Annotated in this window: 17 protein-coding genes and 1 pseudogene; 7 read left to right on the forward strand and 11 right to left on the reverse strand. The window is 42.6% G+C overall.

The window, feature by feature from the left end:
- Positions 1 to 11 precede the first annotated feature (11 nt).
- The 3 genes from mnmG to C2M32_RS03605 form a co-directional block, all read right to left on the reverse strand.
- A complete protein-coding gene (gene mnmG, locus C2M32_RS03595; protein WP_105167152.1) occupies positions 12 to 1,901 on the reverse strand; it encodes a tRNA uridine-5-carboxymethylaminomethyl(34) synthesis enzyme MnmG in 1,890 nt (629 codons plus the stop codon).
- Positions 1,902 to 2,321: 420 nt separating this feature from the next.
- Entirely contained in the window at positions 2,322 to 2,771 is a 450-nt protein-coding gene (gene mioC, locus C2M32_RS03600) for an FMN-binding protein MioC (RefSeq protein WP_105167153.1), read from the reverse strand.
- A 517-nt stretch (positions 2,772 to 3,288) separates the two neighbouring features.
- Positions 3,289 to 4,080, reverse strand: a complete 792-nt coding sequence (locus C2M32_RS03605; protein ID WP_158678097.1) for an isocitrate lyase/PEP mutase family protein — start codon at positions 4,078 to 4,080, stop codon at positions 3,289 to 3,291.
- A 147-nt stretch (positions 4,081 to 4,227) separates the two neighbouring features.
- Here C2M32_RS03605 and C2M32_RS03610 point away from each other — a divergent pair, with 147 nt between their 5' ends.
- Positions 4,228 to 4,998 carry an EAL domain-containing protein gene (locus C2M32_RS03610; protein ID WP_105167155.1) on the forward strand — a complete coding sequence of 257 codons (771 nt, stop codon included), beginning with the start codon at positions 4,228 to 4,230 and terminating at the stop codon, positions 4,996 to 4,998.
- A 44-nt stretch (positions 4,999 to 5,042) separates the two neighbouring features.
- On the opposite strand, the gene mnmE is transcribed toward C2M32_RS03610, so the two are convergent.
- Positions 5,043 to 6,407 carry a tRNA uridine-5-carboxymethylaminomethyl(34) synthesis GTPase MnmE gene (gene mnmE, locus C2M32_RS03615; RefSeq protein WP_105167156.1) on the reverse strand — a complete coding sequence of 455 codons (1,365 nt, stop codon included), beginning with the start codon at positions 6,405 to 6,407 and terminating at the stop codon, positions 5,043 to 5,045.
- 133 nt (positions 6,408 to 6,540) lie between these two features.
- Between mnmE and C2M32_RS03620 the strand changes: the two genes are divergently transcribed.
- On the forward strand, positions 6,541 to 8,775 hold the full coding sequence (locus C2M32_RS03620) for a winged helix-turn-helix domain-containing protein (protein WP_158678099.1): 2,235 nt from the start codon (positions 6,541 to 6,543) through the stop codon (positions 8,773 to 8,775).
- On the opposite strand, the gene C2M32_RS03625 is transcribed toward C2M32_RS03620, so the two are convergent.
- The 7 genes from C2M32_RS03625 to rpmH all read right to left on the reverse strand — a co-directional run bounded on the left by C2M32_RS03625 (position 8,751) and on the right by rpmH (position 13,528).
- The gene (locus C2M32_RS03625) at positions 8,751 to 9,536 is read right to left on the reverse strand and encodes a redoxin domain-containing protein (RefSeq protein WP_105167158.1); all 786 of its coding nucleotides are present in this window, start codon (positions 9,534 to 9,536) and stop codon (positions 8,751 to 8,753) included. The two genes, C2M32_RS03620 and C2M32_RS03625, sit on opposite strands and share 25 nt — an antisense overlap.
- Positions 9,529 to 10,014, reverse strand: a complete 486-nt coding sequence (locus C2M32_RS03630) for a TlpA disulfide reductase family protein (RefSeq protein WP_105167159.1) — start codon at positions 10,012 to 10,014, stop codon at positions 9,529 to 9,531. The genes C2M32_RS03625 and C2M32_RS03630 overlap by 8 nt, the downstream gene beginning before the upstream one ends.
- A 20-nt stretch (positions 10,015 to 10,034) precedes the next feature.
- A complete protein-coding gene (locus C2M32_RS03635; RefSeq protein WP_234401213.1) occupies positions 10,035 to 10,730 on the reverse strand; it encodes a cytochrome c biogenesis protein CcdA in 696 nt (231 codons plus the stop codon).
- A gap of 200 nt (positions 10,731 to 10,930) precedes the next feature.
- Entirely contained in the window at positions 10,931 to 12,565 is a 1,635-nt protein-coding gene (gene yidC / locus C2M32_RS03640) for a membrane protein insertase YidC (RefSeq protein WP_105167160.1), read from the reverse strand.
- 8 nt (positions 12,566 to 12,573) lie between these two features.
- Complete coding sequence (yidD, locus tag C2M32_RS03645) at positions 12,574 to 12,822, reverse strand: membrane protein insertion efficiency factor YidD (RefSeq protein WP_199886109.1); 249 nt, start codon at positions 12,820 to 12,822, stop codon at positions 12,574 to 12,576.
- 103 nt (positions 12,823 to 12,925) lie between these two features.
- Positions 12,926 to 13,387, reverse strand: a complete 462-nt coding sequence (rnpA, locus tag C2M32_RS03650) for a ribonuclease P protein component (protein WP_105167162.1) — start codon at positions 13,385 to 13,387, stop codon at positions 12,926 to 12,928.
- 6 nt (positions 13,388 to 13,393) lie between these two features.
- Positions 13,394 to 13,528, reverse strand: coding sequence for a 50S ribosomal protein L34 (rpmH, locus tag C2M32_RS03655; protein WP_008488847.1), 135 nt, complete (start codon positions 13,526 to 13,528; stop codon positions 13,394 to 13,396).
- 558 nt (positions 13,529 to 14,086) lie between these two features.
- Between rpmH and dnaA the strand changes: the two genes are divergently transcribed.
- The 5 genes and pseudogenes from dnaA (at position 14,087) to C2M32_RS20730 (ending at position 20,383) form a co-directional block, all read left to right on the forward strand.
- Positions 14,087 to 15,487 (forward strand): chromosomal replication initiator protein DnaA, encoded by a 1,401-nt coding sequence (gene dnaA / locus C2M32_RS03660; RefSeq protein ID WP_105167163.1) that lies wholly within the window; start codon positions 14,087 to 14,089, stop codon positions 15,485 to 15,487.
- Between the two features lie 14 nt (positions 15,488 to 15,501).
- A complete protein-coding gene (gene dnaN / locus C2M32_RS03665; RefSeq protein WP_105167164.1) occupies positions 15,502 to 16,605 on the forward strand; it encodes a DNA polymerase III subunit beta in 1,104 nt (367 codons plus the stop codon).
- 1 nt (position 16,606) lies between these two features.
- Positions 16,607 to 17,695 carry a DNA replication/repair protein RecF gene (gene recF / locus C2M32_RS03670; RefSeq protein WP_105167165.1) on the forward strand — a complete coding sequence of 363 codons (1,089 nt, stop codon included), beginning with the start codon at positions 16,607 to 16,609 and terminating at the stop codon, positions 17,693 to 17,695.
- A 12-nt stretch (positions 17,696 to 17,707) separates the two neighbouring features.
- Positions 17,708 to 20,130, forward strand: a pseudogene (gyrB, locus tag C2M32_RS03675) (DNA topoisomerase (ATP-hydrolyzing) subunit B).
- 112 nt (positions 20,131 to 20,242) lie between these two features.
- On the forward strand, positions 20,243 to 20,383 hold the full coding sequence (locus tag C2M32_RS20730) for a hypothetical protein (protein WP_234401214.1): 141 nt from the start codon (positions 20,243 to 20,245) through the stop codon (positions 20,381 to 20,383).
- The last annotated feature ends 106 nt before the right edge of the window (positions 20,384 to 20,489 follow it).

The following is a 20,489-nucleotide window of genomic DNA, read 5'->3' on the forward strand; positions in this document are numbered from 1 at the left end:
TTCCTATGCTGCTACGCAGACTTGCGCAGTAGCCCTTGCTTTTTCAGATACACTAATAATAGCGAAATAGCGGCTGGGGTGATACCAGAAATACGCGAAGCCTGACCAATGGTTTGCGGACGAGCATCTGTTAACTTAGCCACGACCTCATTTGAAAGGCCACTGACTTTTGAATAATCATAGTCTTCTGGCAGTACGGTTTCTTCATGACGTAACTGCTTGTTGATCTCATCTTGCTGGCGTGCAATGTAGCCCGCGTATTTAGTTTGGATCTCAACCTGTTCAAGTGCTTGAATATTATCAGACTCTGAACTCAACCCGTCTATTTTCATTAATTCATGATAAGACACTTCAGGACGACGGATCAGATCCTCTAAACTCGCCTCACGGATCAAAGGCGTTTTCAATAACTCATTTACCTGTGCAAGAGCAGGGTGATCTTTATGGATCCAAGTTGACTTAAGTCTTTGAGATTCTTGTTCCATTACTTCAAGTTTATTATTAAAAGCGGCCCAACGATCATCATCGACCAAACCTAGCTCACGACCTTTTTCTGTTAAACGTAAATCAGCGTTATCTTCACGTAATAACAAACGATATTCTGCACGGCTGGTAAACATGCGGTATGGTTCTTTTGTACCTAGCGTCGCAAGATCATCAATTAGAACACCTGTGTAAGCCTGGTCGCGACGAGGCGTCCAAGCATCTTTACCTTGTACTTGGAGTGCAGCGTTCATACCCGCAATCAAGCCCTGCGCACCGGCTTCTTCATAACCTGTGGTTCCATTGATCTGGCCTGCAAAGAACAAACCGTTAATAAACTTAGTCTCTAATGACTGTTTGAGATCTCGTGGATCAAAGAAATCATATTCGATTGCGTAACCAGGACGACAAATGTGCGCATTCTCAAAGCCTTTAATAGAACGCACAATTTGTAGCTGTACATCAAATGGTAAGCTCGTTGAGATCCCATTGGGGTAAAGCTCATATGAGGTTAATCCTTCAGGTTCAACGAAAATTTGATGTTTTTCTTTATCAGCAAAACGGACAATTTTGTCTTCAATTGATGGGCAATAGCGCGGTCCAATCCCTTCGATAACACCTGCATACATTGGCGAACGATGTAAATTCTCACGAATGACATCGTGCGTTTGTTCATTGGTATAAGTGATAAAGCAAGGGATCTGCTGAGGGTGATCAGACTGCTTACCCATAAATGAAAATACTGGTGTTGGTGTATCACCTGGTTGCTCTTGCATCACAGAAAAATCAACGGTTCGGGCATCAATACGTGGTGGTGTTCCCGTTTTTAAGCGATCTACTCTAAAAGGTAACTCACGTAAACGTTGTGCAAGGGCGATAGAAGGTGGATCACCTGCACGTCCACCCTTAAAGTTTTCCATACCAATATGAATTTGACCACCGAGGAAAGTTCCCACGGTTAATACTACCGTTTGCGCACTGAAACGTAGTCCCATTTGGGTAACCACGCCTTTCACTTGATCTTGTTCAACAATTAAATCATCACACGACTGTTGGAAAATTTTTAAGTTTTCCTGATGTTGTAAAATGTCTTGAATCGCCGCTTTATAGAGTGCTCGGTCTGCTTGAGCTCGTGTTGCTCGAACAGCAGGACCTTTAGATGAATTGAGCGTTCTAAATTGAATGCCACCTTTATCAATGGCTTTAGCCATAGCGCCACCTAAGGCGTCTATTTCTTTTACTAGATGTCCTTTACCAATCCCACCAATTGCAGGATTACATGACATTTGACCAAGAGTATCCATATTGTGTGTTAACAATAAGGTATTCATACCCATGCGAGCAGCAGCTAACGCAGCCTCTGTGCCTGCATGTCCACCACCAACTACAATAACGTCAAAATGTTCATGATAAATCATTTACGGGATCCTACTTAAAAACAACCAGCAAATTTTGAAAGGGAGCGTATTCTACCTAGAAATGCTCAGAAGTGAAATGTTTAAATAATAACCAACTTAGAAAATACCTAAACTTGATCACTTAATATATATAAGGATCTTTTTAAAGATCTTTTATTAGATCTTACTACTAGTGATCGCATGATCTGTTAGTAAGGTCTAATAGCTTATATATATCAAAGGATTATAGCAGATCAATAGATGTGAATTAGATCGGATCTAAGGGCTAACAAGCTCTGATCAAAACGCCTATTTATACACAGGGGTAGATCCGAACGAATTTATCCCATGGATAACTAGGGTTAGATCCCCTGTTAGATCAAGTGTTATCCACAATACGATCTTATTTCACGAAAAATTGTGAATAACTTATGTAAAAGATCACTCTCTGCTTTGGGGCAGTTTCTCAACTAGCTGAGGTAGCCACTCTAAAGCGGTATCTTCGGGTAACACATCATCAAGTACATCGATCTCTAAATTCGCTAATAACTGAGTTGCTCCTTTACTAACAAGCAGTTGCGAGCAGTTTTTGGCAGCGAAGTTAAAGGTATCATAGCTTGTGTCTCCAATGCCTACGACAGCAAAGTGGATGTGATCTAAGTTATCTTGTTGATCTAACTCACTTATAAAAGATAACAAATTATCCGGATAATCACCGGCACCATATGTTGAAGTCACCACCAGCCAGATCGGATGAACGATGTCATTGAGCATTGGTTGCTCATGAACAGCCGCAATAATATCTTGATCTTTCAGGGCTTCTTTCAATTGTTCAGCGACGTATTCGGCTGAACCCATTTGGCTACCAACGATGATCTCTATGTGCTGCATAACTTCTACTACCTAGTCCGAATGCCGACATCATAATGACCTACCACGAGAAGTAAAGTACAGATCACTTAGTTTGGATAAATTAATTAGGTTAATTTACATTCAATTGTGAGTTGTTCGTCACAAGTTGCTGATAAATAATACTTAAATAATTTATTCCTGCCATGTTTATCGTGTGAAATTTGTGGATAAGCTGGCAGTATGCTTGCAATAACCCGCGCGGATTATTAGCAAAGTGCATGTTATTTTAAGGTGAACTAAGCAAATTCACCTTCTTTATCTGTTTTAAAGCTCATGTGGATAGTGCTGATGTGTATAAACTATAGGAGGTGGGTTAAGTGCGCAACTTGTCAGATCTATCAGTATCGATCCATATAATAAAATAATCTAAAAACAGGCTAAAAAGATCGCTAAAGAGCGATCTTGCGTTATTAAATAAAACCATTGCCACCGAACAGCGGTGGTTTGTTACCCAAAAGATGCTGTGTTTTGCACCACCATCACCGTTGAGCAAAAATTAAAATGGTAATGTGATCGAATTATATTGAAATAAATCACTATGATCTGAACAGTTGAGTGCTTTGTGGACTTGTTTTTGTATTAGATCTATACAGTTATCAGAGAATGCGTTACCAAATGAAAGCCGTTTTACACCCAAATTTTGCAGTTCTTTGCTGTTACAGCAATCGGCTAGGGCCAATATATTAACGGGGACTGATAGTTGTTTACATAAGGTTTCGATCAAAGAGTGGTTCGATAAACCCGGTATAAATATGCCATCCACACCAGCATTAACATAGGCTTGGGCTCGCTCTAATGTGGCACTAAAGTGGTGCTCTGATAATAATGCGGTATCAATGCGCGCATTAACAAATAGTTCAGAATAGCCCGTTGTGTTCAAGGTTTGTTTGATTGCGCTTAAAATCTTAGTTTGCTCATCTATGTGGCGTAGCTGACCGGTTTCTTTGCTGCTATCTTCAATATTAATACCGACTGCACCGAGTTTGGCAATCTCTAAAACATGCTCACAGACAGTTATCGCATCATCTGAAAATCCTGATTCGATATCTACGCTCACGCCAATTTCAACGGCATCAATAAGTTGTTTGGTTTGTGCTAGAAAGCGATTGAATGAGCAAGACTCACCATCTCGTTGTCCTCGGGCATTAGCCATGCCCCAACTAGTGGTGGCAATCGCTTTGCATCCAGCTTGCTCTAACAGCATGGCAGAGAGCGGATCCCATGCATTAAGTAGCTTAAATATTGTCGGTTGATTATGTAGATGATGAAAGTGTTGATATTTACTCATGGTATTAGTGTTCCATTTGTTGATGTGGCACGTATCATAGTTTTCTAGATCCATGTGTTCTTGCCAGATCTGGAACTAAACGTTAAGTTGCGAAGCTTCGGTATGGGCGCTAAGCTCGCATATATGTTGAGCGTAAGGAAAGTGATGATGGACAAACCAGAAGAGATTTGTCAAAAAGTAGGGTGTGCAAATTGCCGTGATGAACCCGCCCTCGATTTTGATTTTTCAATGGCATTTCAGCCGATAGTGGAATGTGATAGCAACCAAATATTTGGCTATGAGGCGCTGGTACGAGGGATGAATAATGAATCTGCGTGGTCGATTATTTCCAAAGTGAATGACAACAATCGGTATGCTTTTGATCAACTTTGCCGCGTGAAAGCTATTGCACTGGCAGCTAAATTGGATATCCAACATTTTTTAAGTATCAACTTTCTACCCAATGCTATCTATAAACCCGAACGTTGTATTCGCACCACACTAGAAGCGGCTAAAAAGTACGGTTTTCCAATTAGTCGCATCATGTTTGAATTTACAGAAGTCGAAAAGGTAGAGGATACGCAACACATTAAACTTGTTGTTGAGTATTACCGTTCATTAGGTTTTTTGACTGCGACAGATGATTTTGGTGCTGGTTATTCTGGATTAAACTTACTGGCCGATTTTCAAACTAATATTATTAAGTTAGATATGGCACTGGTTAGAAACATTGATAAAGATAGATCGCGTCAAGCCATCGTGGATAATTGCTTGAAAATGTTTAAAGATCTTAATATTCGGCCCCTTGCCGAAGGGATTGAAACAGTCAATGAATATAAATGGTTACGTGATGCCGGAGTGTCATTGATGCAAGGTTATCTATTTGCTCGACCAAGTTTTGAAAGCTTACCGGAAGTCGATTTTTCTCTATTGAACTAGAGTCAGTACAAACCAGTTCGGTATCTGGTTTGTACTCCTAAAGGTTATTTACCGATACAGAATGAGCTAAAGATCTTGCCCAGTAGGTCATCAGAGGTAAATTCTCCAGTGATCTCATTTAGGTATTGTTGGGTTAAACGCAGCTCTTCTGCGAGAATTTCCCCAGCCACATGCATTTCTAGTTGCGTCTTACCGATATCTAAATGTTCTGCAGCTCGTTCTAACGCGTCGAGATGTCGGCGACGTGCCATAAAGCCACCTTCTGTAGCGCCTTGGTAGCCAATACAGGCTTTTAGGTGATCGCGTAGCAAATCTACGCCTTCGGTGTTTTTCGCACTCAAACGTAACACAGGGTACTCACCTTGTTGGCACATACCGGATGTTTCTGCAGATAAATCAATTTTATTGCGAATCACAGTGACGGCCATACCTTGTGGAAGTTGCTGCATAAACTCAGGCCAGATCTTGGTAGGATCGGCTTCATGGGTATCGGTGCCATCGACCATAAATAACACATGATCAGCTTGACGAATTTCATCCCAAGCACGCTCAATACCAATTTGTTCAACCTTATCTGGGCTTTCACGCAGGCCAGCAGTATCAATGATGTGAAGCGGCATACCATCAATATGAATATGTTCACGCAGTACATCACGGGTGGTGCCTGCGATGTCTGTTACAATCGCCGCTTCTCGACCAGCTAAGGCATTGAGCAAGCTAGATTTCCCCGCATTTGGACGACCGGCTATCACCACACGCATACCTTCGCGCATGATACTACCTTGCTTTGCTTGCTTACGCACTTCATCCAGTTGCGTGATGATGGCGTTGAGATCACCACTGACCTTGCCGTCAGATAAAAAGTCGATTTCTTCGTCTGGAAAATCAATCGCAGCCTCGACATACATACGTAGGTGGATCACTTTTTCCACCAGCATATTGATATGTTTAGAGAAATCACCTTGTAATGAGTGCAGAGCGCTTTTAGCTGCCTGTTCGCTGGTGGCATTGATCAGATCAGCTATAGCTTCTGCCTGAGTGAGATCCAGCTTGTCGTTCATAAAAGCACGTTCTGAAAACTCTCCCGGCTGAGCTAAGCGAACTTTATCAATTTGACAAATTTCTTTAAGCAGCATGTCGATAACAATTGGACCACCATGGCCTTGCAGTTCTAAAACGTCTTCGCCTGTAAAAGAATTTGGACCTTTAAAAAACAAGGCAATACCTTGATCCAGTTGCTCGCCTTGTAAAGTATTAAATGACAGGTATTCAGCATAACGGGTCTTAGGACATTTACCCAAAACCTGCTCAGCGACTGTTTTTGCCAACGGACCTGATACGCGAATGATCCCTACACCGCCGCGTCCCGGTGCTGTGGCTTGTGCGACGATAGTGTCTTGTGAATTCATGGTGATATAAAACTTGCTATTACAATAAAGGCGAATTGTACAGCAAAGCGGCAAACACAGCCATTAGCTAGCATGACATATTGGTTGTGCTTTTGTACTATGGGCACACAATCTGCGAGGGAAAGTCATCTTAGTGTATCAATTCAAGCGGTTTACATTCGATCCAACCATAGAACAACTGAGCGATCAGGTGCAGACCCACATGCTTCGTCCTAAGCTTGCTAAGCTACTGACATATTTTTTACAACACCCTGAGCAATTACTTTTAAGAGAACAAATACTTAGCGAGCTTTGGCAACATGGAGAATACCGAGATGCCGCACTCACACAAAGTATTCAGGAATTACGCAAGATATTAGGCGATGATGCACAGCAGCCTGAGTTTATTAAAACCATACCGCAAAAAGGCTATATGTGGATTACTCCCGTGCAAACCATGGTCACACCCATTAGCAAGTTGGCGAAAAAAAATAAGTGGATATCTATCATCATAGCGATGGTGTTAAGCGTTTCGGTGATCGGGAGCGTAATTTGGTATATTGCTGCGCCTTCTCAGACCGCCACGGAAAATAGCAACTCATCATCACAGTCTCATATATTTATTGCGCCCGTTGAAAATCTAACAGGGCAAGGCCAATTAGATTGGTGGGGGTTTGCCCTACAGCAACAGCTTAAACAAGCTGCTAGTCCATATTTTTCAATTGTTGATGAAGTATCGGTTGCGGACATATCTTTGACTGATGTGATGCAAGACATTGCGGACGTTGGCTTTAGTGCGAAACTTACGCAACAGCAGCAGCGTTATGTTTTACATTATCAAATCAACCGTCGTGGCCAATCTCCTCAGCACGGGCAACTTGTAAGTGAAGACTTGCAAACTCCGATAACTCACATAGTGGATCAGTTGCTTGCCCAGCTCAGTGATCATACCGAAGCGGTATCAACAGAGAAAATTTCTGAGAATGCAGAATCTCGACAAAGTTATCTTGGTGGATTACATGCGCTAAGCTATCAGGGAGTTGGTGCAGCTATTCCATATTTTAGTGCGGCTATTGCTCATGATACTGATAATCAGGCTGCACGATTAGAGCTGGCCAATGCACTGTGGAAGACAGGGTTATGGCAAGCATCGCTTGAGCATTTTGAGGCGATAGAAAACGTTGGCGTGAGAAGCTATTTGGCCGCTCGCTATCATCTTTACTTTGCCCGATACTGGCTCAATATGGGTAAATATGACCGCGTCACACCGCTGCTTGAGCGCGCTATGGATATGTCACGTGCGCTCAATCATCAAAGACTCTTAGCACAAGGTTATCAACTACAAGCGGACTTAGCTTGGTTGCAGCTGAACTGGCAAGTGCATAGCAAAGCGATGCACAGTGCTAAGGTATTACTCGGAGCGGGGTCGCTCAGTCATTCTGAGTCACAACGGGCATTTTATTTAGCGAATCCACCGCAAGCGGGTGTGGAGCAAAGTACTGAACTCGATATGAGTGAAAACTTGGCAGTGGTACAAAAAGCCATTCGCTATTATCAACAGCAGCAACAGCATGCTCCGCTGATGTTGAGCTATTTTGCTTTGGCACAAAATTATCTAGCACCGCTGGCAGCAAGAGAGCAGGCCCTTAATCAAGCATTACAGATGGCGAATACGCAAAAAAACCAGTACATCAAAAACAACATATTGCTTTATATGGCCTTTTATTACATTCAACTACATGATGGTCATGCTGCACTACAAGCATTATCACAACTCGAACCCGATGATAAGCCACGTACAAACTTACAGGTGAAGGCGCAGTTTTTGAAAGCCATGGCCATTATGGATACCGTATTGCAAGCTACTTCGCCCAGTGCAGAAGCGCTAGAGCAGGCGTTGACTCACTTTCAGCAACTTCTTAGTCGAGATGATGTGGATAGGGTAACTGAGGCTAGTTCACAGTTAATGCAAGCTTGGCTGCTGATAAAACAACAGCACTATGAGCAGGCTGAACCATTGCTGGTGGCTGCAAGGTCAACCTTCGAGCAATTGAAGTTAACAGATAGCCTCAGTTATGTACGGTATACCCAGATGTATATACAAGTCTCTCAAGGCCATTATCAGCAGGCCATTACTATATTAGGCGGCAAACCCACACAAAAGCTTGAAGCGCTTTATGGGAGCTTTGCACTTGCGCATATGGGCAAGTATCAAATGGCAACAAAACAACTAACGGCGGCCAAACAACAGTTTGCATCACAGTGGCAAAAACAAGATGATGCGTTTTTTGAACGGGTGGTGACATCAGAAAAAAATCACGCATTACGCCTTACGCTGTTGCCGCCACCCTACAGTGTGTACTGTCAATCAGAATGGTTACTAGAATAAACCGCGAGTTGCGTTTGCTCTGGTGCCGTTGCACCGCGATAAATCACTTGCTGGTGCTTATCGAGTATCAGCCAATAGGGCAAACTGGTCACCCCGTAGCGTCGAAATAGGGCATTGTGTTGGTCAAATAACACTGGGTGGTTAACCCGCAGCCGTTCTTGATAGCTTTTCACATCTGCTAATGAGACATAAAACGGCTTGATAACGGTAAGCTTCTCCATCGTGTCAGGGAGGGTTATTTCGTTATGCTGTATCGCCTTATGTTCACAATGTGGTAGATGACGGGCAGGGCAAAGTGCATCAGAGAATAATATCAACCGTGCTTTTGCTGCATGAGCCTTAAAATTGTATTGTGCACCACTGAGAGAGTTCAGTTGTAGGTGTTGTGCTGCAATGGCTTGATGCTCATCGTTGGGGAGCGAAGGAGGCGCACTGAGTACAGCCTTATTCACCATTTTACCGTGCTGTATTTGTACTATCGTAGGCGTGCTACGTATCCCATAGTGGCCCGAGAGAGAATTGTTTTTGTCTATTTCTAATGGTGTATAGTGAGGGTATGTACTTACAAACTTATTTATATCTGACTGAGCAACGTTCATATCCAACTGGATAAAACGACGGGGATATTGACTCTCTGCTAAGGTGCTAGGCTGAACATACTCCCCCCATATATCGATAAAAACCAATTCATATGTATCTTCGGTAGCGTTGATTGCAAAGCTCAGTAATAACGATGCAATAACAATTAAATGTCTAATCATGATTTTGCTCCTTAGGTAAATACGCCGATAAAGCGCGTTTTAAAGATTCATCCAACAACGCCGAGCGATATATCTCGTTACCCTGTTCATCAAGCAACAAGTGAGTTGGAGTACCTATCACGTTAAAACGGCGGGTGAGACTGCCATCATGATCAAAGAGGGTGTCTACCTGATAGTGGTGTTTATCTAAAAAGCGTTTTACCAATTCCTCAGATTGGTTGAGTCCGATGTTGATGGACACGACCGTCAAACTAGGATCGCGGTTTTTGAAAACGTGCTCCAAATGAGGCATTTCTTCAACGCAATAGCGGCACCAGGTGGCCCAAAACTTTAAATAGGTTACTTTTCCTTGAGTATTAATGGGTGTGCCTTGAAGTGTTGTTCCTTGGACATAACGAGGCTGAGTATGTGGCTCAGCACTGAGTACAAGGCTACAAAGCGCAAACATAAGGGAGAGAGTTGTATAGCGAATGTTCATATGGGTTCCTCTGATGGATGTTAAAAATAAAGATTCTGGCCGGCTTTAATAAGATAGAACTGCGCCATGAGTATCAGTAGCAATGCAAAGATGTTGGGAGCGATAGTGAGCCATGGGCCCGACTTGGGCAGCCGATTGAGCAGTTGGCCAAATGTTCCTACTAGGAACAGTAATGCACTCATACCCAGTGCAAAGAAAAACAATAAAGCCGCCCCTAACCACAGCTGTTGTTGCTTAGCGACAACAACCAACAGACCAGCCAGAATTGGGGAAGTACAGGGGGCCGCCACCAGTCCACTTGTTGCACCCATCACTAAAGGTGTGTGTGAGCGATTGGCATTGCCCAAAGGAAACATGGGCAAGGTTAGCCAGCCTTTCATGACAGCGGCCATATACAGTAGTAAGTTGGCAAAACCGATAAGCAGCCAAGGGTTGCTCGCCACCTGTCCAAAGAGTTGCCCTGTTAAAGCAGCAAGCAGGCCAAGCAAGGCATAAGTTATCGCAAAGCCAAGGCAGTAAAGGCTAGCGTTGCCAAGCGTAGAGGCTTGATTATTTGACTTGGGTGCCAATGTAGCGATGGTGATTGGCAGCAGTGGGTATATACAAGGCGATAAGCTGGCGAGTAACCCCGCACCGAAGGCCACCAGCAGGAGCCATGCGCTTTGGTGTGGTGTTGCAATTTGCGCTAATAAATATGTGTCAAATTCACTCATCATTACAGGTCAATATGGGTTGCTGTTTAGATGAGGCGAGTATTTAGAAAAGCCAAAGGATACACCATCAAAATGGCATAAAATCGCTATAAAATAATATCAAATCATTGATTATATTGGTTTTATACATTTAATTAAGGGTGTGCTGTAGACAAACAAAAACGCCCGCAAAAAGCGGGCGTTTTTATGACAGGCTAAATCCGTTATCTTACTTTCAGACCTTTTTTCTCCATACCGCGGTAGATAAATAGCATTTGCGCGATAGTGATCAAGTTAGATACTAACCAGTACAGAACCAAGCCCGATGGGAATGGGAAGATAATGAAGAAGAACGTAAATACCAACGGCATATAAGTCATCATCTTTTGCTGCATTGGGTCCGTTACGGTCATGGGCTGCAGTTTTTGTGTTAGGAACATACTCGCACCAAACAAAATTGGTAGTACATAGTATGGGTCTTTTGATGATAAGTCAGTTAACCACAACATAAACTCGGCATGACGCAGCTCTGTTGATTCTAGGAACACATAAAATAGCGCTAAGAAAATGGGCATTTGTAACAGTAAAGGCAAACAGCCACCCATAGGGTTCACTTTTTCCTTACGGTACAGTTCCATGGTTGCTTGGCCAAACTTCTGACGATCATCACCATAGCGCTCTTTTAGAGCCTGCATTTTTGGCTGCAGCATGCGCATCTTTGCCATTGAAGTGTATTGTGCTTTTGTCAGTGGGTAGAGTGCTGTTTTTACGATAATGGTTATCGCAATGATAGCGATACCCCAGTTACCGACTACACCGTAAATAAGTTTAAGTAGTACGAATAGAGGTTGTGAGATAAAAAATAACCAGCCGTAGTCAACGGTTAAATCTAGATCTTCTTGGATGGCTTCCAGTGCATCACTGTCTTTTGGACCCATATAATATGTAGCATTCATTGTTGATGTGCTGTTAGGCGCAATATTAACAGGCTCATTTTTTACGCCAATGATACCCTGACCATTACGTAATAAAGTATAAATTGTGCTGTTAACTGTTTGATTTGGAACCCAAGCGCTCACAAAGTAATGCTGAATGAAAGCGATGTAACCACCTTGCGTGTTCTTATTTAGGTTGGCTTCGCCCATATCGTCAAAGCTATACTTTTCATAAGGCTCTTCGTTAGTGCCGTATGCCGCCCCCAAATAGGTTTGGTCAACCATGCTGCCCTTGCTTTGCATGGTGCGTTTAACTTGAGTATAAAGTTGTACTTGAATTGGATCCGCAGTGGCATTGTCAACACTGTATTCAAGACTTACATCATACTTGCCAGCCTTAAACACATAGGTTTTAGTGAATGTGATGCCTTTGTTATCGACAAAAGTCAGTGGCACACGTAATTCGTCACCGTTGAGTGTGTAAGCTGTTTGTGCGCTTTGATAAACAGGGCGACCATCACGAGATGCATCTGGACCATTTAATCCGATTAATCCGCTTTGTGCGATATATTGTTTATTTTCAAACTCACCCAGAAGCAGGTAAGGCTCCTCACTGCCATGAGTTTCAGCATGTTGGAGAAGTTTAGCCTCAACAATATCACCACCCTTGGTATCAATTTTTACTTCAAATACATCGGTGATCACTGAAACGGTCGAACGAATGGCTTTGGTTGGTGCAACGGGTACGTCACCTTGACTTGAAGCCGGAACGTCATCCGAACCAGGGGTTGATGTAGGGGTGGTCACTTGCGTGGTGGCACTGGTATCGATTTTTGGTTGGTTGTAGGCACTGTTCCATTCTTGAAACAATAAATACGACACAAGCAATAAACCGATAAATAAAAACGTGCGTTGTGATTCCATAACAGCTCTTATTTCTCGTGTTGGTGTTTAACTTGGGTTGATTTATCAGGCACGGGATCATTCCCACCTGCGCTTAAAGGGTGACATTTTAATATGCGTTTAACCGCTAACCAACTCCCTTTTAGCATTCCATGACAATTAATTGCCTCAATTGCATAACTTGAGCAGGTTGGGTTAAATCGACAATGTGGGCCCAATAAAGGACTGATAAAGCGCTGGTAACCCTTAATTACAGTAACTAAGGCTACTTTTGGCATTACGATTACTGGTCGATACCAAGACTTAAGCGCTTTATATGTCATTGCCACATTAACTATGTTCAAAAGGTGAGCTAAAGATACCTTAATTACAGGTCTAAAGCTATGAACTGGAAGTATTATCGCGCTTTTGCTGGCGATTCGCGGGCGATTTATTGGGTTTGGCATTTTTAGCTGGCCGCTTTTTAAACGGTTTAGGTTTTGGCGCGCCAGGCTTGCAGCGTTCGTTGATTTTTCGCCACAGTTTATTCAGTTGTTGTGTAAGCTCTTCATTACTTTGCTGTGCAATGCCATCTTTTACCATCAAAACGATATCTATGTTATCCAGCTTGTGTTGGCTTAAACGAAAACTTTCGCGAGCAAGTCGTTTAATTCTGTTGCGTTGGCACGCAAGCTTACAGCGCTTTTTGGCAACAGTTAATCCTAGACGAGGGCGTCCAACATCATTCGGTTTTGCTAGTAAGGTAAAGAAGGGAGTTGCAGCGCGAGCTGGCTCTTGGAATATTCTGGAGTAATGCGAGGGAGTTAACAGACGTAACTCCCTGCCAAAGCTAAAGCTTTCCACTAAATATTAAGCAGAAAGTACTTTGCGGCCTTTAGCACGGCGACGTGCTAGTACTTTACGGCCATTTGCAGTTGCCATGCGAGCACGGAAACCGTGAGTACGTTTGCGCTTTAATACGCTAGGTTGAAAAGTTCTTTTCATAACAATTCCATCCGATCGGTTAAGTTTAAAACATCCTATGCAGGTCGCGATCCTGGCACAGGTGCCATTGCGAGCGCGAGATAGTAATGCCGACAGGCCCTAAAGTCAATCATAATCTTACTTTGCTGGTGGCTTTTTGCACATCAGACAAAAATAAGCCTGTCAGTTAGGGTTGCGGCTATTATATAGCAAGATCTTTATAACAACCTAATAGATCGTGATCGATCTGATCTCATTGAAGTTTTCCACAGGCTGTGCGTGAAATGTGGCAGAAAGCTCTGGAAAACTAAAATAGATCGTAAAATAATAATGAGATCTTGCTGGTTTTTTGCTATGATCTATTTCTTGGATCTAAAATAAAAGAATACATAAAACAATATGTTACGAAATATTGTTAACTAGATCCTCTTTTTTGAAAAAGTCAATATTGAAGTTGTGGATAAGATCACTTCATAATACTCGGCTTCCACGAATAATTTAATGATAATAAACGATAATTCCTGTATATTTTTACACCTTTTTGGTGTCCGGGAATATTAACTGCATTTGGAGTTCAGCGTGTATCTGTCGGTTTGGCAAAGTTGTTTATATGTATTGCAAGATGAATTGCCATCTCAGCAATTTAGTATGTGGGTAAGACCACTACAAGCAGAAAGTACCGAAGATACCTTAACGATTTATGCGCCGAATCGCTTTGTATTGGATTGGGTTCGTGAAAAATACCTAAATCGTATCAACGAGCTGTTGATTGAGATTTGTGGAAACGAAGCGCCCGAGTTGCGTTTTGATGTCGGTAGTAAACCCATCATGGGCGGCGTGTCAGTCAACGAGGATAAGCAGCCTTCATCTAATAATGCCTCTAATGGTTCAGAGCAAGCTCCAGCACCGAGAGCTGCCGCTAACACGCAAAAGGTTGAGCCTGCACCTAAGTCAGCATATAAGCCAAACATCAAAGAAAACTATACGTTCGATAATTTTGTAGAAGGTAAATCTAACCAATTAGCAAAAGCGGCCGCAACTCAGGTTGCTGATAATCCAGGGTCTGCTTTTAACCCCGTATTTATTTATGGTGGTACGGGTCTTGGTAAAACGCACCTTTTACATGCTGTAGGTAATGGTATTTTAGACAAAAAACCAGACGCCAAAATCGTTTATATGCACTCAGAGCGTTTTGTACAAGATATGGTAAAGGCGCTACAAAATAATGCCATTGAAGAATTCAAACGTTATTATCGGAGTGTTGATGCGCTCATGATTGATGATATTCAATTCTTTGCTAATAAAGAGCGCTCACAAGAAGAGTTTTTTCATACTTTCAATGCCTTACTAGAAGGTAATCAGCAGATTATTTTAACTTCGGATCGTTATCCAAAGGAAATAGAAGGCGTTGAAGATAGGCTTAAGTCGCGCTTTGGCTGGGGTTTAACAATTGCTATTGAGCCGCCAGAGTTAGAGACACGTGTGGCTATTCTTATGAAAAAGGCCCAACAGAGTAATATTTCCCTACCGCATGAAGTGGCGTTTTTTATTGCTAAAAAGCTGCGCTCAAATGTGCGAGAGTTAGAAGGGGCGTTAAACCGAGTGATCGCGAATGCGAATTTTACAGGTCGCCCAATCTCAATTGATTTCGTGAAGGAAGCACTACGTGATCTACTGGCTTTGCAAGATAAGCTAGTCACGATAGACAACATACAACGTACAGTAGCGGAGTATTACCGTATTCGTGTTTCTGATCTACTGTCTAAACGCCGCAGTCGTTCCGTGGCTAGACCACGCCAAGTTGCCATGGCGTTATCTAAAGAATTAACTAACCATAGCTTACCGGAAATCGGTGATGCATTTGGTGGCAGGGACCATACCACGGTTTTACATGCATGTCGTAAAGTGAAGGCACTTCGTGACGAATCTCATGAAGTAAAAGAAGATTATCAAAACCTGATCAGAACATTGTCATCTTAAGGGCTGTTTAAGTTATGCAAATTACCATTTCGAGAGAGCAATTTTTAAAGCCACTCATGCAGGTTTCGGGCGCTATAGAACGAAAGCACACGTTACCGATACTATCTAATGTCTTGTTGGAAATTAAGGATGGCACTTTGGCGATGACGGGTACCGACCTTGAAATTGAGTTGGTCGCCACCGTTCAATTAGCACAACCAACTGGTGACGCTAAAGTGACTCTGCCAGCTAAAAAACTACTCGATATTTGTAAGAGCTTGCCCGATGGCAGCGAATTGAAATTGGAAAGCCAAGAACATCAGTTATTGTTGACCAGCGGTAAAAGTCGCTTCTCTTTAACGACGCTTGCAGCGGAAGATTTTCCTAACTTGGAACAGTGGGATGGTGAAATCGAATTCCAGTGCACTCGTTTAGAACTTCGCAAATTGCTTGAGAGTACGCATTTTTCAATGGCCAATCAGGATGTGCGTTATTATTTAAACGGTATGTCGTTTGAGGTTGACGGCAATGAAATAAAAACCGTTGCCACCGATGGTCATCGCCTAGCTATCGCACAAAAAACCTTGACCAGTTCGGTCAATACTCAGCGCCAGTTGATTATACCGCGTAAGGGTGTTCAAGAAATTATGCGTTTACTGGCAGCCGACGACGAAAACGTTACCATTCAGTTTGGGGCGAATCACGTTCGTCTGATCGATACAGAATTTACATTTACAAGTAAATTGGTGGATGGCCGTTTTCCTGACTATCGTCGCGTTTTACCACGTGGTGGTGATAAGTTGGTTCACGCAAATCGCGAGTGGTTACGCAGTGCATTTCAGCGCGTATCCATTTTATCAAACGAAAAGTTCCGCGGTGTGCGTCTCAATTTATCAAACGGTGTGTTGAAAATCAGTGCTAACAACCCTGAACAAGAACAAGCTGAAGAAGTCGTAGAAGTAGGTTATCAGGGAGACGATTTAGAGATCGGCTTTAATGTATCGTATGTATTAGATGTGTTAAATACGTTGAAAACAGAAGATGTGCAATTTACTTTGCTTGATTCTAACAGCAGCGCCTTAATAGAAGGGGTTGGTGATGAAGAGGCAACTTACGTTGTGATGCCAATGCGTTTGTAATATGAGCTTGACGCATCTTAGCCTCGGTGATTTTCGCAACATCGAGGCATTATCTTTCGATCCAAGCCCTGATATCAATATTATTTACGGGGCAAATGGCAGCGGTAAAACGTCTTTACTTGAGGCCATTTATTTTCTCTCCCATGGCAAATCTTTCCGCACCAACAAACATAAAATATTGATCCGTCATGAGCAAGCGCGCTGCGTAGTACACGCTAAAAAACAAATACATAACTTGTCTATACCGGTAGGTATCAGTAAGGATAGTGCGGGAGAAACAAAGCTCAAGATTCAGGGGCAATCAAGCCGAAAGATGTCAGAGTTGGCTCAACTGATCCCAGTACAAGTTATTACACCAGAGAGCTATGAGTTATTTTTTGGTGGACCGAAAGAGCGTCGCAAGTTTCTCGATTTAGGGGTGTTCCACGTGGAACATGCTTTTTTCAATGCGTGGCGTAATTTTAATAAAATTCTAAAACAGCGTAACGCACTACTAAAATCGAGACCATCAAACTACGCTGAGCAGATCAAATATTGGGACAGGGAATATGTACGCCTTGCTGATGAAATAAATATACATAGAAAGGCTTATATAAGTAGGTTTGAAGCGCTATTTTTTGATAAAATAGTCTGTCAAATACCCATATTTTCTGGGTTAGAATTAAGATATGATGCAGGATGGAAAGATTGCCTAGCATCACAATTAGAGCAACAATTTGAGCGCGATGTGAAGCTTGGCTATACAAGTAAAGGGCCGCATAAGGCTGACTTTAGTTTTTATAGTCAAGGTCATGCCGTAGAAAATATTTTGTCTAGGGGTCAACTCAAACTACTTTTATATGCACTCAAAGTAGCGCAGAATAGTTTGATTGAGTCAGAGACAGATAAGCAGTCAATTCTGCTTATCGATGACTTACCTTCAGAGTTAGGTGAAGAGACGATGCAGAGTGTTTCTGCTTTATTAGCCTTATGTCGGTCGCAACTGTTCATTACGGCTATCACCGCTGAAAGTATTTCTGCTGTTGTGGAACCAATGCAAAGAGCTTGTAGTATGTTCCACGTGAAACATGGCAGCTTAATAACAAAATAATTGGAAGAAACCATGTCTGAAAATTACGATTCGTCCAGTATTAAAGTACTGAAAGGATTGGATGCGGTAAGAAAGCGTCCAGGAATGTATATAGGGGATACTGATGATGGGACAGGTCTACATCATATGGTATTCGAGGTTGTAGATAACTCAATCGACGAAGCGCTGGCTGGCTACTGTGACGATATTTTTGTCACTATCCATACGGACGGATCTGTATCTGTTCGTGACAATGGTCGAGGTATTCCTACTTCAATTCATGAAGAGGAAGGTGTTTCAGCCGCTGAAGTTATTATGACCGTTCTGCACGCGGGTGGTAAGTTTGATGACAACTCCTATAAAGTATCAGGTGGTCTACACGGTGTAGGTGTCTCTGTTGTTAACGCACTTTCAGAAAAACTACAATTAACAATCCGCCGTGAAGGTAAAGTGCATCAACAAAAATACACCATGGGTGTGCCTGATGCGCCGTTAGAAGTGATTGGTGAATCTGATACAACGGGGACTGAACTACGCTTTTGGCCGAGCGGTGAGACCTTTACAGATTTAAACTTTCACTACGACATTCTCGCAAAACGTTTGCGTGAGTTATCATTCTTAAACTCAGGTGTGAGTATCATCTTAAATGATGAGCGCGAAGAGAATAAGCACGATCACTTCAAGTACGAAGGTGGTATTCGAGCATTCGTTGAGTATTTGAACCGCAAGAAAACACCTGTTCACCAGAGTGTGTTTCACTTTACCACAGAGCGTGAAGACGGAATTAGCGTTGAAGTATCAATGCAGTGGAATGATGGTTTCCAAGAAAATATCTACTGTTTTACCAATAACATTCCTCAACGTGATGGTGGTACACACTTAGCTGGTTTCCGTGCTGCATTGACGAGAACCCTAAACACTTTCATGGAAAAAGAAGGTTATAATAAAAAAGCGAAAACGACCAGTAATGCAACCGGTGATGATGCGCGTGAAGGTCTGACTGCCGTAGTGAGTGTAAAAGTTCCAGATCCTAAGTTCTCATCACAAACGAAAGATAAGCTGGTTTCAAGTGAAGTGAAAGCGGCTGTAGAGCAAGCGATGGCAGAGAAGCTAAGCGAGTTCTTATTAGAGCACCCAAGCGATGCTAAAACGGTTGTGGGTAAAATTATTGATGCCGCTCGAGCACGTGAAGCCGCTCGAAAAGCCCGTGAAATGACACGCCGTAAAGGTGCTATGGACTTAGCGGGTTTACCTGGTAAGCTTGCTGACTGTCAGGAACGAGACCCTGCACTTTCTGAACTTTACATAGTGGAGGGTGACTCTGCGGGTGGCTCGGCAAAGCAAGGCCGTAACCGCAAGAACCAAGCAATTTTGCCTTTAAAAGGTAAAATCCTAAACGTAGAAAAAGCACGTTTTGATAAAATGCTTTCTTCTCAGGAAGTTGCTACTCTGATCACTGCATTAGGGTGTGGTATCGGTCGTGACGAATACGACCCTGAAAAGTTACGCTATCACCGCATCATCATCATGACCGATGCGGACGTCGACGGCTCACACATTCGTACTTTGCTGTTGACCTTTTTCTATCGTCAAATGCCAGAAATCATTGAACGTGGTTATGTCTATATCGCTCAGCCTCCTTTGTACAAGGTTAAAAAAGGTAAGCAAGAGCAATATATTAAAGATGATGCGGCGTTGACTGTTTATCTAACTTCTCTGGCCCTGAATGGTGCCGCGCTTTATCCAAGTGAAGGTGCAGCAGCGGTTGAAGGGGATGCGTTAGCTGAAATCGTTAATGATTACCAAAATACCGTGAAAATCATTGAGCGCTTAAATCGCAAATATCCAGCATCGTGACCAATCGTTTAATTTATCAAGCTGAACTAACAGAGTCAGATTTATCTGACCAAGAAAAAGTTAAAGCTTGGACGGAATCATTAGTGGCAGATTTAGTAGATTGCGACGAAGATGCAACAATTTTTAGCTCAGATGTTAGCTTCGATGATGAGCGCCACATGTATTATCCTGTGGTGAAAATTCGTCAGCATGGTGTAGATAAAGCGTATACGTTGGACTATAACTTCATCACATCAAAAGATTATATCCGCATTGCTCACACCGGTAAGTTGGTTAGTAAGCTATTCGAAAAAGATGGCTACATTCAACGCGGTGAGAAAATCTTCCCAGTCGATAACTTTGTTGATGGTCTAGAATGGCTGATCGGAGAGTCTAAGCGCGGCTTGTATACACAACGATATAAAGGTTTGGGCGAGATGAACCCTAACCAGCTTTGGGAAACCACGATGGATCCAGGCGCTCGTCGTATGCTACGTGTAACCATCGAAGACGCAATCGCAGCCGATCAACTATTCGCTACATTAATGGGTGATCAGGTAGAGCCACGTCGAGAGTTTATCGAAACCAACGCATTGCGTGTGGTTAACCTAGACGTTTAACAGCCTTTGTGGGATCTCATAATTCATGGCAGTGTGTCTCATAGCCGTGAAATAAAATCTCATAATTCGTGAAAGTTACTAAGAAGCCATCCTAATTAGGATGGCTTTTTTTATGTCTGCTATCCATGAGCGACACAAAGACCGAGGGATGTGGGTATTAATGATGACGGCATTGTGCACGGATGCTTTATTCAAAAGGCGACGAACGTGGAAGGAATACGCCAATGCTGATGGAGATTTTATGAGGCGCTAATTCGAATTTTATCAACTAGACAAATCTATCTTGCATGATCCAATTAAAAGTGGGCTTTTAACGGCTTTTTTTGCATTTTAACGTTTAAAACGAGGCGCTGCTCGCG

This window comes from Pseudoalteromonas sp. T1lg23B, assembly GCF_002964665.1.
Lineage (GTDB): Bacteria > Pseudomonadota > Gammaproteobacteria > Enterobacterales > Alteromonadaceae > Pseudoalteromonas.